Here is a 13,554-nt window from a genome sequence, read left to right on the forward strand (position 1 = left end):
TTAAGCCTTAAACTTTAAGCTTTTTTTCTCAGTACATGCCGTCCATGCCGGCGCCCGGAGCGGGAGCCGCCTTGGGCTCTTCGGGAACGTCCGTGATGAGGCATTCCGTGGTGAGCAGCATCGAGGCGACGGAGGTCGCGGAGACAATCGCCGTGCGCGTGACCTTGGTCGGATCGACGACGCCCGCGGCGACGAGATCCTCGTACTTGTCGGTCGCGACGTTGTAGCCGTTCCCGCCCTTGGCGGCGAGGACTTCCTTGACGATGAGCGAGCCTTCGACGCCGGCGTTTTCGCAGAGCGTGCGCAGCGGCTGTTCGATGGCGCGGCGGACGATCTTCGCGCCCGTCTTCGCGTCGCCGTCGAGAGTTTCGATCAGCTTGTCCACGGCCTTCGCGGTGCGCAGCAGCGCGACGCCGCCGCCGGGAACGATGCCTTCCTCGACCGCCGCGCGCGTGGCGTGCAGCGCGTCGTCGACGCGGTCCTTCTTTTCCTTGAGTTCGGCTTCGGAAGCCGCGCCGACGTGGATGACGGCGACGCCGCCCGCGAGCTTCGCGAGGCGTTCCTGCAGCTTTTCGCGGTCGTAGTCGGAGGTCGTCTCTTCGATCTGGCGGCGGATCAGCTTCACGCGGCCCTGGATGTCGGAGGACTTGCCGGCGCCTTCGATGATCGTCGTGTTGTCCTTGTCCACGGCGACGCGTTTCGCCTTGCCGAGGTCGGCGATCGTGACGCTTTCGAGCTTGATGCCGAGGTCTTCAGTGATGAACTTGCCGCCCGTGAGCACGGCGATGTCTTCCATCATCGCCTTGCGGCGGTCGCCGAAGCCCGGCGCCTTGACCGCGCAGACGTTGATCGTGCCGCGGATCTTGTTCACGACGAGGGTCGCGAGCGCTTCGCCGTCGATGTCTTCGGCGACGATGAGGAGCGGCTTGCCCTGCTTGGCGACTTCCTGCAGCACGGGGAGCAGGTCCTTCATCGAGGAGATCTTCTTTTCGAAGAGCAGGATGTAGGGCTCGTCGAGCGTGCATTCCAGCGTTTCCGCGTTCGTGCAGAAGTAGGGGGAAAGGTAGCCCTTGTCGAACTGCATGCCTTCGACGACGTCGAGCGTCGTTTCGATGGTCTTGGCTTCTTCGACGGTGATCGTGCCGTCCTTGCCGACCTTCTCCATCGCTTCGGCGATGATTTCGCCGATGCCGGAATCCCAGTTGGCGGAAACGGTCGCGACCTGCTTGATCTCGTCGGAGTTCTTGATCTTCTTGGAGATCGAGGCGAGTTCCTTGGTGATCGTCTCGCAGGCGGCGTCGATGCCGCGCTTGACGAAGATCGGGTTCGCGCCGGCGGAAACGCTCTTGAGGCCTTCCGTGTAGATGGCTTCCGCGAGCACGGTCGCCGTCGTCGTGCCGTCGCCGGCCTTGTCCGCCGTGCGGGACGCGACTTCGCGCACCATCTGCGCGCCCATGTTTTCGAAGGCGTCGGAAAGTTCGATTTCCTTGGCGACGGAAACGCCGTCCTTGGTCACTTTCGGCGCGCCGTATTTCTTGTCGATCATCACGTTGCGACCCTTCGGTCCGAGCGTGATCTTGACGGCCTTCGCGAGCGTCTGAACGCCGACGAGAATCTTGCGGCGTCCGGCTTCGTCAAAAAGAATCTGTTTTTTTGCCATGATGTTTCAGAATTTCGGTTGTTGAAATTTTTTTATCCGATGATCGCGAGGATTTCGTCTTCGCGGGCGAGCAGATAGGCCTCGTCGTCGATCTTGACTTCCGTTCCCGTGTACTTGCCGATGAGAACCTTGTCGCCGACGGCAACGTTGAAATCGACCTTCTTGCCGTCTTCGATCTTGCCCGTGCCGAGCGCGATGACTTTCGCCTCCATCGGTTTTTCCTTCGCGGAGTCGGGAATGATGATCCCGCCCTTGATTTCTTCCGCGGCTTCGCAGCGCTTCAGAAGCACGCGGTCGCCGAGAGGCTTCACGTTGACGCCGCATTTGCAGCAGCATTTTTCTTTTTTGTCCTTGCTCATGATTGAATGAATGTGGATTGAATTTGAAAGTTTGAACTGTCCGAAGTCTTTTGCAAAAGGCGTGCCAAAACAATTGGGACAATCCGCCCGCGCGGGAACGCGGACGCGCTCAGCGGCGCGGATTTTCCGCGAGAAACGCGTCGCCGACGATCGCGGCGAGGCGGACGACGCGCAGCTCGTTGGCGAGAATTTCCCCCGGGAACGCCTCCGCGGGAACGAACGCGCGCAGATAATTGCGCGTGTAGGCGGGAAAGCCGCCGCCGGAGGGATTTTCGCAGAGCACTTCGGCTTCGCGCCCGAGAAAGCGCTCCATGAACGCGCGGCGCTTCTTCGCGGAAAGCGCGCGCAGGGCGGCGGAACGGCGCTGGCGCACGGGCACGGGAACGCGGTCCGTGCGGCGCGCGGCGGGCGTTCCCGCGCGCTCGGAATACGTGAAAACGTGGCAGTAGGCGAACGGGCCGTTCATGAACGTCGCGCAGGTCTCGTCGAACTCCGCGTCGGTCTCGCCGGGAAAGCCGACCATGATGTCCGTGCCGATGCAGATCTCGGGAACGCGCGCGGCGGCCGCCTCGACGAATTCGAGATATTCGCCCAGCGTGTAGCGGCGGCGCATGTCGCGCAGGATGCGCCCGCAGCCGGACTGAATCGGCAGGTGCAGAAAAGGCGTCAGCGGGTGCGCGGGATCCGCCATGCGGTCGAAGACGCCGTCGGGAACCGTCTTGGGCTCGATGCTGCCGATGCGGATTCTGTCCACGCCGGGAATTTCCGCGAGCGCGTCGATCACGCCGAGCACGTCGTATCCGGAATTCGCATACGTTCCGACGTTCACGCCGGTGATCACGAGCTCGCGCGCGCCGCGCGCCGCCAGCGAACGCGCCTCGGCGAGCAGGTCCGCGAAGTCGCGGGAACGCGCGCGCCCCCGCGCGAACGGAATGACGCAGTAGCTGCACATGAAGTCGCAGCCGTCCTGGATCTTCAGGTTCGCGCGCTCGTTGAACGGCGCGTCGCCGACGAAGGAGACCTTGAAGTCCTCGCGCGAAATCCGCTCGCGGACGACGACGGGAACGGCGTTCTTCGTTCCCGCGCCGACGTAGTCGAGCACGTCGAGCTTGGCGCGGTTGCCGACGACGAGATCCACGCCCGGAATCGCCGCGACCGCGGACGCGCCCGTCTGCGAATAGCAGCCGACGACGGCGCAGAACGCCTCGGGATTCGCCTTCACGAAGCCGCGGACGATCTGGCGGCATTTCGCCTCCGCGAGCCCCGTCACCGTGCACGTGTTTATTATCGCCAGGTCCGCCGGCTCGCCCCATTCGACGACGGCGTAGCCCGCCGCCGCGAGCTTGTCGCGCAGCACCTCCGTCTCGTAATGATTCAGCCGGCAGCCGAGCGTGAACAGACACGCGCGCCGCCGGACGGGCAAATCGTCATGCACCTCGGACATCTGAAAAAACGCCTTCCGCTCCGCCGAAAAAAAATTTCGGACGGCGCGGAAAACGCCGTCCGAAAACCCGACCCGCGGCCGCTTACAGCGGCGGGCGGATCTTGAGGATCTCGAAGCACTCGATGAGGTCGCCCTCCTTGTATTCTTCGAAGCCCGTGACGCGGATGCCGCACTCGTAGCCCGCCTTGACCTCCGTGACGTCGTCCTTGAAGCGCTTGAGCGTGTCGATGCGCCCCGTGTGGAGCACTTCGCCCTTGCGCACGACGCGCGCGTTGAAGTCGCGGCGGATGCTGCCTTCGGTGACCATCGAGCCCGCGACGAACGCGTTTTTCCCGAACGGGTAGATCACGCGCGCCTCGGCGACGCCGACCTTGTTCTCTTTCAGCTCCGGATCGAGCAGCTCCGCCATCGCCTCCTTGACCATGTCGAGGAGCATGTAAATGATGTCGTGCGTGATCAGGCTGACGTTCTGGCGCTTCATCAGCGCGGGAACGCCGTTGTCCGCCTTCACGTCGAACGCGACGATCGTCGCGCCCGCCGCCGACGCCGTGTTGACGTCGCTCGGCGTGATCGGACCGACGGAACCGCCGACGATCTCGAGCTTCACGCGGGAGGACTTGATCGCCTCGAGCGACGCGTTCAGCGCCTCGAGCGTGCCGTCCACGTCCGCCTTCGTCACGACCTTGAAGACCTTCTCGCTCGTTCCCGCGAGGAGCTGGTTGAGGCGCTCGATGTCGGAAAGCCCGGAGAGCTGTTCCTCCGCCGCCGCGCGGCGCTTGTTGTCCTCTTCCTCCTCGATCGCCTTGCGGAGCTTGTACTGGTTGTCCTCGGCGATCTTTTCGGCCTCGCGCGCGTTCTTGACGGCGGAGAAGACCGCTCCCGCGGAGGGAACGCCCGACCAGCCCATGACGCGGCCGGGGCAGCCCGGCGCGATCTGCTTCAGCGGCTTGCCGTATTCGTCCATGATCGCGCGGACGCGGCAGAAATGCGGGCCGCACACGAGCGCGTCGCCCGTCTTGAGCGTGCCGCGCTGGATGATGACGGTCGCCGTCGGACCGCGCCCCTGCTCCATCTGCGCCTCGACGACGGTGCCTTCCGCCGGGCATTTCGGGTTCGCCTTGAGCTCCATCATTTCCGCCTGCAGCAGAATCGCGTCGAGCAGCGAATCCATGTTCGTGCCCTTGAGCGCGGAGACGGGCTCGCACTGAATCGTGCCGCCCCAGTCTTCGGACGTGATGCCGCGCTTCTGCATCTGCTGCTTCACGCGATCCACGTTCGCGCCCTTCGCGTCGATCTTGTTGACGGCGACGACGAGCTGCACGCCGTTCTTCTGCGCGAACTTGAGCGCCTCGTCCGTCTGCGGCATGAAGCCGTCATCCGCGGCGACGACGAGCACCGCGATGTCCGTGAGCGCCGCGCCGCGTTCGCGCATCTTCGAGAACGCCGCGTGACCGGGCGTGTCGAGGAACGTGATCGTCTGGTCGCCGTGCTTCACGGAATACGCGGCGACGTGCTGCGTGATGCCGCCCGCTTCGCCCGCGGTGACGTTCGATTTGCGGTAAAAGTCCAGAAGAGTCGTCTTCCCGTGGTCCACGTGACCGAGCACGCAGACGACCGGCGGGCGCGGCGCCTTGTCCTTTTCGTCGTCCACCGGCTTCGGCTTTTCGACGACGACGGGCTTCGCCTGCTGCGCGCCCTTTTCACGGCGGTGAATGTCGAGCTCGACGCCGTACTTCTCCGCGACCTTGACGGCGATTTCGTCGCCCAGGTCCTGATTGAGCGAGGCGAAGACGCCCATGCTCATCAGCGCGGAAATCAGCTGGAACGGGCGCACGTCGAGCGCCGTCGCGAGATCGCGGACGACGACGGGCGCGCGCATCGTGACCTTGCGGAGCTCGTCCTTCGCCGGAACTGCGGCGTCGCCCGCCGAAGCGTTCCCGGCGGGAACGGGCGGCACGGGCGCGGGAGCCGGGACCGGAACGCGCGGAACGCCCGGGACGGGCGGCGGAACCGGAGCCGCGGGAGCGCGCCCCGCCGTCGGCGCGGGCGGAACCGGAGCCGCTTTCGGCGCGGCGTGCGGCGGAGGAACGGGAGCCGCGGCGGGCCGGGGAGCGGGCGCGGCGGGAACGCGCGGCGGCATCGGAGCCGGGCGCGGAGTCGGAGGCGGAACCGCGGGAGCGCTCTTCGGCGCGGACGGAACCGGCGGCGGATTCAAAGGAACCGACGCGCGCGGAGCCGGAATCGGCGGCACGGGAGCCATCGAAGGACGCGGCGGCGGAGGCGGCGAAACGGGCGGAACCGGAACCGGCGCCCGAGGCGCGGGCGGAGGCACCGGCGGCACCGGAGCAGGAACCGGCTTCGGCGCGGGAGGCGGCGGAGGCGGCACGGGCGCGGGAACAGGAGCGGGCTTCGCCGCCTCGACGGCTTCCGCGTGCGCGGCGGGCTTTTCGGCGCTCTTGCCCGCGGCCTTCTTCGACGCGGGCGCCTTCCTCGCCTTCGGCTTCTCGACGAGCTCCGGATGTTCATGGAAAAAGGCGTCCAGCTCAGACTGAATTTCCTCTTCCATCGTGTGCCCGTCCGCCGGGAACCACGAGAAGCTCTTGCCGTGATGTTTGCTCGGATCGGTGATTCCCAGCTCCGAATGCTTCTCCGCGAAGAAAAGCACCAGCGTCTTGTTCGGAACGCCGATCATTTTGGATAATTCACTGACGCGTATTGCCATATTTCCGTTTCAGAAAGAAAAAATTTGTTCGCTTGCTCCGTTCCCGCCGCTCAGCGCGCGGCGGCGATCGTCGTGACGATGAAGCGCGCCTCTTCGGGCTCGAAGCCCGCCGCCTCGAGGTCGGCCTCGATGCCTTCCTCGTCGAAGATCTGCAGGTCGGAGAAGCCCGCGTCCACGAGCCGCGCCGCGAGCTCGAGCGTGACGCCCGCGTTCACGAACGCCGAGACCGCCGCCTCGCGCTTCACGTCGAGATGCGGCGCGCGCTCCGAAACCTTGTCGATCTGCAGGCGCCAGCCGAGCAGCTTAGACGTCAGCTTCGCGTTCTGACCGCGGCGGCCGAGCGCAATGGACATGTCCTCCGACGTCACTTCGAAATAGATGCTGTGGCGCGCCTCGTCGATCTCGACGTTGCGCGGAACCGCCGGCTTGATCGCCTCGCGGAGCATCGTCTCCGGATCCGGGCTGTAGCGGATGATGTCGATCTTTTCGTTGTTCAGCTCCTTCACGAGATTGCGCACGCGCGCCCCGCGGGAACCGACGCAGGCGCCGACGGGATCGATCTTCGGATCCGCGGCGTCCACCGCGATCTTCGTGCGGTTGCCCGCGTCGCGCGCGATCGCCACGATGCGCACCGAGCCGTCGGAAATCTCCGTCACCTCGCGCTCGAGCATGCGGCGGACGAAATTCGGATCGGAGCGCGAAAGCACGATTTCAGGGCCGCGCGGCGTCGTCTCGATGCGCTGCAGCAGCGCCGTCACGTGGTCGCCCGCCTGGAAATCTTCGTTGTAGGGGCGTTCCCGCGACGGGAGCGTCGCCTCCGCCTTGCCCAGATCGACGATGAAGTCCCCGCGCTCGCGGCGGTGGACCGTTCCCGAGACGATCTGCCCGACCTGGTTCTTGTACTCTTCGTAGAGGCGCTCCTTCTCGAAGGTGCGCACCCACTGCATGATAGTCTGCTGCACCATCTGCGCCGCGATGCGGCCGAGCGAGCCCGGATTGATCTCCTTCTCGATCACGTCGCCCAGCTTCGGCGACGGCGCGTAGAGCTCCGCCTTCTTGATGTGAATCTCCGTCAACGGATCGGAAACGGAATCCACGACCGTCATCAGCGCCCAAGCGCGGATGTCGCCCGTCCTCGGATCGATCTGAATCTTGAGATTCTGCCCCGCGTTCACGCCCTTTTCGGAGGCGTTCTTCATCGCGTCGCAGATGACGGGAATCAGCTCGTGGCGGCTGATGCCCTTCTCTTTTTCCATGTACTCAAAAACACTGATGATTTCGTTGTTCATTGCTCGTTTCGTTGACGTTGTCGGTTGTTTTTGCTGACAAAAAAAAGCGGGGAGCGCCCCACTTTCCTCTGAAAGCAAAATTGAATTGTGCGCAATCATGCCGCGCTCCGCGCGAATTGTCAACCGACGAAACGCGTCCACGCAAACTTTTTTCGCACAGCGCTCACAGAAAAAACCGCGAAGTCAAAGAAAGTTAAAGAAAAGTCTTAGTGGAGAGGCGACATTCTTGTCGCTTCATCGAAAATCCTTCCCGCAGAAATTTCCCGCAAAGACGCCAAGGCGCAAAGAAAAACCGCGAAGTCAAAAGAAGTTAAAAGAAAAGTTTTAAAGGGGAGAAGCGGCATGGCTCCACGCTTCGCTTACTTGCCGCTTTATTGAAATCCTTCCCGCAGAAATTTCCCGCCAGGACGCCAAGGCGCAAAGAAAAACCGCGAAGTCAAAAGAAGTTAAAGAAAGTTTTAAAGGGGAGAAGCGGCATTCTTGCCGCTTTATTGAAATCCTTCCCACAGAAACTTTTTCCCGCGGATTTCCGCAGACGCGAACTCTCCTTTTTCCCGGACCACGGAAGCTCACGGAAATCTCCACGGAAAAGCGCCGAAACGACGGGACCTCGAAATCGCCGCGCGTTCCCGCGGCAAAAAAACGTCCCCGAGGATCTCTCCCCGGGGACGCACACACTAACTAACACACACTAAGAAAAATGGGAAAAGTCGAGGAGTCGAAAAGTTTAAAAAGTTGAAAAGTAATTACCTTTTAAACTCCTCAACTCCTCCACTTTTGAACTTTATTTCCGGCGGCGACGGCGCGTTCCCGCGAGCGCGAGCGCCCCGAGACCCGCCAACAGCCCGAACACCGACGGCTCCGGAATCGACGAAATCGTCAGCACGCCGCCGAAAACGGCATATTCCCAGCCATCCGCCGCGAGCAGCCTCTCGAACTCCTCGGAAAGCGCAAGCGTCGCGTCGGTCGTCAGCGTCGAATCCCAGATGCTGTATTCGTTCGCGACGCCGGCGACGAGTCCGAGCGCGCCAAGATCCGTCGCGTCGACCGTCACCGTCGTTCCCGTCGCGAGGCTGCCGCTCTCGCCGACGAGCGCCGCGACACCGCCGTTCGTCTTGTACGCCTCGCCGAGCACGACCGTAATCGCCGTCTGATTCAGCGTCACGTTGCGGACCTTCAGCTGACCGCCCGCGACCCGAACGGAATTCGTGCCGAGCGCGTCTGCCGCACCCACGACGAGTACGCCCTTGGAAACAATCGTTCCGCCCGTGTAAGTGTTCCCCGCGCTGTTGATGGTCAGCGTTCCTTCGCCAACCTTTTCGAGAGACCCGCTGCCGACGATTGCGGCTCGAGTCCCATACTTGTTGATGACGATATCGCCCGCGCCGCCGAGTTTCAGCGCGCCGCCGAGAGCGATGATTTCGGAATTGGCGTTCCCGTTGAGCGTCAGCGTCTGTCCGGCCTGTTCCATCAGGAATTCACCGCCGTTCGCGGTGACCGTGAAGCTCTGTCCCGACGCCGAAGTCGCTCCCGTGATCGAAAGACGTCCGCCGTCGATTTGGCGATGAACCGCGTAGTCCGGAGAAGCGCCGAGCTGATCGTACGTGAAATTATCCAAGCGCAGTTCGCCGCCGGTCCGAATAAAAATTTTGGACGTATTCGAGTACTGTGTAAGCAACTTGGCGGTCGAGCCGAGTTCCAAAACACCTCCGGAAAGAATATCCACTGTGCCGCGGAAATTGTTCGTCGCGCTCGTAAGCACGAGCTTGCCGGAAGCAATCGTCAGTTTGGCGCTCTGATTCTGTTCAGCCGAAGAAATCGTTCCCGCGCCCTGCGTCATCGTCGCGTCGACGCCGATGTCGATTCGAAGTTCCGCGTTGTTCGAAATCGTGACGTTGCCGGCTCCGCTCCCGAGCGCGGAAGCCTTTTTCGCGACGAGCGCACCGGCCTCGATGTTCGTGCCCCCGGTGTAAGAATTCTCCCCGGAGAGAATGAGCGTCCCCGTGCCCGTCTTACGCAGAAGCCCATTGCCTTCAGCACTACTCCCAACGGTTGAAGCGATTTCCAACGTCGCGTTCGTGCCGGCCACTTGGATTTCGGAATTATTTTGGCGGAGCTGAATCTTCACGCCCTCTTCGATTTTCGCATCGGCGGCGGTCGTCACGATTTTCGCGCTCCCGCCGTAAAGATCCCAACGCGTCGAGTCTCCGCCGCTGACGCCTCGGCTCATCGTGCCGTTCAGCGTCAGCGTGCCGCAGAACGTTTCGTTGCCGTTCTGATTGATGACCAACGAGCCCCCGGAATCGACCGTAAGCGCTTCAAGACGCCTTCCCGCGCTCCAACCGCAGACGTCTTTTATGTCGAAACGCGCCGTGCCTCCGCTCTGAACCGTTAGGGAACCGCGGATTGCGCTCGATCCGTCATTACCTTTAGCGACAATGAGTGTGCCACCGTCGGCGACGACGATGCCGTCCTGCGCCGTAAGTGTTCCCGTAATCGTCGAAGCCAGCGTCACATTGCCTTCGATCGAGACACGCCCGGCGACCAAAGCGTCGGAGAACGTCACGGTTGCGGTATCGCCCGCCCCGAAAGTCACGTTGTCGCCGGTAACAAACGTCGCCGTCGTTCCGCTGCCGACGCTGTCCTTGTCGAACTCCGTGGAAGCGTTCCACGTCGTCGCCCCGCTCTTCCAAAAGAGATTATACGCCTCACCGGAAAACGTCGCGATGCCGTCGGTCAAGGAGACCTGCGTTCGTCCGGAAAGCGCGGATCCGTTCCAGGTGAAATTGCCCGCCGCAAGGGATCCCGAAATCGTTCCGCCGCTGAGCGTCGCGATGTTCAGCGTTTTGCCGATAATCGAGTCGTCTTCGCCCGTCAGCGCGAAAACAAGCCCGCTGCCGAGCACGAGCGAACCGCCCGAAACCGTGATTTTCGCCTCGGAATCCACGGCGACACCGGTGATTACGCCGTTGAGCGTAAGCGAGCCGCCGCCGATCACGTCCAGCGAGCCCGCGTCCGCGAAATTGATGGCGCCGATTGTAACCGCGGAAGTTTCCGCAGTCTCCGCCGCCTTGCCCGTTGCATTGAACGACCTCTTCGCAGTGTCGAAGGTCACGGCGCCGCCGATCGTCATCGCTTGGGCGCTCGACCAGGAATCGACGAGCGATCCGATCTTGCCGCCGTTCAGCGTCAACGAAAGAACGTTGCTGTTCGGGATGCCGCTCGTGCCGCCGATGTTGATGCGGCCGCCTTCGTTCAAAGTGACGCGGACGACGCCGGCGTTATTGTTGGCGTCGGCGACCGTGAATCCCGCGTTGAAATTCACTTCACCGCCGGAGAGAATGTTGATGTCGCCGTTGCCGTCCTTGTTGGAGATGCCGCAGTTCTGCAGATTGAGCACACCGCTGACGTTGACCGTCTGTTTGGCGCCCCAATGCGCGAGCTGGAAGGAACCTTGATTTCCTCCCGTGGAATTGGAATCGCCCGTGACCGTCAGAACACCGCTCGCGCCGATGTTGAGCGTTCCCGCCGTGGCGCCCTCGGAGGTTCCGACGAACTGCACCGTCGTCGTCACGCCGTCCACGTTGACTTCGCCGCCCGTCTGCCTGATTGCGCCCAGATTCGAAGTGCCGCCGAGATTCAGCACGCCCGCAGAGCTGACGGAGACGTTTCCGGTCGTCGTCAGCCCGCCTTCAAATGTGCGCGTCGCGCCCACAGAAAGCGCGTCGCTTCCCAGATCGACCGCACCGGCGAATTCCAACGTTCCCGTGAACGCGCTGACTTTCGCGAATCCTGCGCTGTCCACGGAAGCGTCCGTGACGCGCACCGCTCCCGTTCCGGACAACGAGGAGAACGTGTAATTCGAAATTCCGCCGTCAAGCGTCAGCTTTTTGCCGGCGTCGACGGTCAAAACGGCGGCGCTCAGCGTCTTGTCGTTCGCGGAAACAAACGTCGTGTTTTCCGCGACTAAGATTTCATCGGCGGAGACGGATTCGCCCAGCGTAATCGTCGCGTCGGCGGTGGCGAACTTCACGCTGTCGCCCAAAGCGAACGCCACGGAAACGCTTGTGTCGCTTGACTTCGTCCAAGACATAGCGCTCGTGTTCCATTCTCCGGAGTTTCCGTTCCAAATAAGGCAATCAAGAATCGGCGCCGAAGTACCCATCAGCGCTGTAATTTCCGCGTTGGTCGCGAGTGTGTCGGAGGAGAAAATCGTCAGATTCGCGATCTGCCCGGTGAAGACTTCACGATCGCCGGTACCGTTGCCGGTGCCGATGCCGAAGACTTGGTTCGTTTCGGAGGGCGTGTTCCAAGAACCGAGCTTTCGCGTCCAATAATCGCTTTCCCCGATGAGATAGCGGGAATCGCCGCTTGTGTTCAAATTAAGCGAAATCGCGACGAGCGTCCATTCGCCCACGGAAACCGTGCCGAGAGCGTCCTTGTCGGCGACGCCTTTCGTCGTCACGGACAACGCGTTGTTTTTGATGTCGAGCTTGAACCCGTCTGACTGATCCCCATAAGAGAAAAAGCTGTCCTGAGCCGTGTCCGTGTGACGCACCCAAGCGGCGACGGTGATATAGCCGCTGGTCTGCGACATCAGTGAAGACAGATCCTCCGTGGTGATGCCCGTGATGCCGTTCGTGCCGCCGAAGTCGTAAACCGTGTTTCCGGAGACGTATTTGGAACTGAGGTCCGTGACATCGGCGCCGACAGTTCCTGCGTTGACGAGCGTGCTCATATTCGCGACCGTGGTCAGCTCGGCATACGCGCTGACGCTCATCGTCGCGGCGGCGAGGAGGGAGGTGAGGAGGAATTTTGAATTTCTCATTGTGTGAATCTGTTTTTGGTTTTCGTTGAATTTTTGTGCAGATTCTACCCCGGTTACGAATACCGAGGCAAGCGGAAAGTTTTAACCACGGAAAAGCACAGAGCTTGTCATTTGGCGAAGATTCGCGGGAACGCAGGGGAGAAGCGACATTCCTGTCGCTTTGCCGAAATTGATTAAAAGTATGTTCGCGGGAGCGTCGGGAATTTTTCCCCTCTTTTGAACGATATTCAACGGTCGTTCAGTTTCTTTTGTTTATGCGGCTTCGGAGGCGTTTCCCCCTCGGTATTCGTAATCGGAGGGACGGCGAAAGGCGGAGGAAGGAAGAAAGCTTGAAGGGGCGTTTTAGCGGGCGGATTTCGAAAAGCGACAAGTAAGTTCTTCACGTTTCCACGCTCTTCACGCGTTTTCTTTTTCTGATTTCCGGCGTCGTCCCGAAATCTGCGCTCATCTGCGACATCTGCGGCTAAAAAATTTGCGAGACGTCGCGGGGAGAAAATTCGTGAAATTCGTGCAATTCGTGGATTTAAAATTCTTCGCGTCTTGGCGGGAAAATTTCTGCGGGGAGATTTCGAGGGCAAGCGAGACGCTTACCCTCCTTTGCGTTCCCGCGCGAAAAAAAAATTTTAAAATTCAGACAAAAAAATTTCCGCGCGCCGCTTCTTGGATGTTTTTGGGTTAGATAGAGAAGTTAGAGTTAGTTAGAGATGAAAGCGGGCGGGCGGTTCCGAGAGGAGCCGCCCGTCTTATTTTTCGCTCACGCGCGGACGCGGAAACGGTGCGCGCCGGAGGCGAGGATTTCGAAATCGAGATGGAGCGCGTCGGGCGGGAGCGCGTCGCCGATTTTTTCCGGCCATTCGACGACCCAGCACCACGGCGGGCGCATGAATTCCTCGAGCATGAGCGCCTCCGCCGCCTCCGGCGAAGGCAGGCGGTACGCGTCCATGTGGACGAGCTGGCGGGAACGCCCTTCGTAAATCGCGTAGATGTTGTAGCTCGGCGACGTCACGGGTTCGCGCACGCCGAAGGCTTCGGCGAGCCCGCCGACGAAGGTCGTCTTGCCCGCGCCGAGTCCGCCGTGAAGCGCGAGCGTGCAGTCCGCCGGCAGCATCGCGCCGAGTTCCCGCGCGGCGGCGCGCGTCGCCTCCGCGCTTTCGCAGACGCGCCAGGCGCCGAATTTCTCGAAGATCTCCGAATTCATTTTCCGACAAGGAAAGCACGAAGCCTCGCCCGTGAACACGAAAAAGTTCCGGGC

7 protein-coding genes are annotated in these 13,554 nt (G+C 61.9%); all 7 read right to left on the reverse strand.

Annotated elements, in window-relative coordinates:
* Positions 1–28: 28 nt before the first annotated feature.
* The 7 genes from groL to tsaE all read right to left on the reverse strand — a co-directional run bounded on the left by groL (position 29) and on the right by tsaE (position 13,500).
* Positions 29–1,660, reverse strand: coding sequence for a chaperonin GroEL (gene groL / locus ACQREB_RS05600; RefSeq protein ID WP_427766323.1), 1,632 nt, complete (start codon positions 1,658–1,660; stop codon positions 29–31).
* Between the two features lie 32 nt (positions 1,661–1,692).
* Positions 1,693–2,019 carry a co-chaperone GroES gene (locus tag ACQREB_RS05605; protein ID WP_427766326.1) on the reverse strand — a complete coding sequence of 109 codons (327 nt, stop codon included), beginning with the start codon at positions 2,017–2,019 and terminating at the stop codon, positions 1,693–1,695.
* Positions 2,020–2,128: 109 nt separating this feature from the next.
* Complete coding sequence (gene mtaB, locus ACQREB_RS05610; RefSeq protein ID WP_427766329.1) at positions 2,129–3,463, reverse strand: tRNA (N(6)-L-threonylcarbamoyladenosine(37)-C(2))-methylthiotransferase MtaB; 1,335 nt, start codon at positions 3,461–3,463, stop codon at positions 2,129–2,131.
* A gap of 82 nt (positions 3,464–3,545) precedes the next feature.
* On the reverse strand, positions 3,546–6,155 hold the full coding sequence (infB, locus tag ACQREB_RS05615) for a translation initiation factor IF-2 (protein WP_427766332.1): 2,610 nt from the start codon (positions 6,153–6,155) through the stop codon (positions 3,546–3,548).
* A gap of 80 nt (positions 6,156–6,235) precedes the next feature.
* Positions 6,236–7,474, reverse strand: a complete 1,239-nt coding sequence (gene nusA / locus ACQREB_RS05620; RefSeq protein ID WP_427766335.1) for a transcription termination factor NusA — start codon at positions 7,472–7,474, stop codon at positions 6,236–6,238.
* A 784-nt stretch (positions 7,475–8,258) separates the two neighbouring features.
* Positions 8,259–12,302, reverse strand: coding sequence for a beta strand repeat-containing protein (locus ACQREB_RS05625; protein WP_427766338.1), 4,044 nt, complete (start codon positions 12,300–12,302; stop codon positions 8,259–8,261).
* Positions 12,303–13,056: 754 nt separating this feature from the next.
* The gene (gene tsaE / locus ACQREB_RS05630) at positions 13,057–13,500 is read right to left on the reverse strand and encodes a tRNA (adenosine(37)-N6)-threonylcarbamoyltransferase complex ATPase subunit type 1 TsaE (protein ID WP_427766341.1); all 444 of its coding nucleotides are present in this window, start codon (positions 13,498–13,500) and stop codon (positions 13,057–13,059) included.
* Between the last annotated feature and the right edge of the window lie 54 nt (positions 13,501–13,554).

This window comes from Candidatus Spyradosoma sp. SGI.093, from assembly GCF_050314555.1.
In the GTDB taxonomy this organism is placed as follows: Bacteria; Verrucomicrobiota; Verrucomicrobiia; order Opitutales; family UBA953; genus Spyradosoma.

What these genes read in the sequence shown, in the direction of transcription:
- groL (WP_427766323.1), bottom strand. Translation starts at nt 1,660, where the DNA reads ATGGCAAAAAAACAGATTCTTTTTGACGAAGCCGGACGCCGCAAGATT.
- tsaE (WP_427766341.1), bottom strand. Translation starts at nt 13,500, where the DNA reads ATGAATTCGGAGATCTTCGAGAAATTCGGCGCCTGGCGCGTCTGCGAA.
- ACQREB_RS05605 (WP_427766326.1), bottom strand. Translation starts at nt 2,019, where the DNA reads ATGAGCAAGGACAAAAAAGAAAAATGCTGCTGCAAATGCGGCGTCAAC.
- ACQREB_RS05625 (WP_427766338.1), bottom strand. Translation starts at nt 12,302, where the DNA reads ATGAGAAATTCAAAATTCCTCCTCACCTCCCTCCTCGCCGCCGCGACG.
- nusA (WP_427766335.1), bottom strand. Translation starts at nt 7,474, where the DNA reads ATGAACAACGAAATCATCAGTGTTTTTGAGTACATGGAAAAAGAGAAG.
- infB (WP_427766332.1), bottom strand. Translation starts at nt 6,155, where the DNA reads ATGATCGGCGTTCCGAACAAGACGCTGGTGCTTTTCTTCGCGGAGAAG.
- mtaB (WP_427766329.1), bottom strand. Translation starts at nt 3,463, where the DNA reads ATGTCCGAGGTGCATGACGATTTGCCCGTCCGGCGGCGCGCGTGTCTG.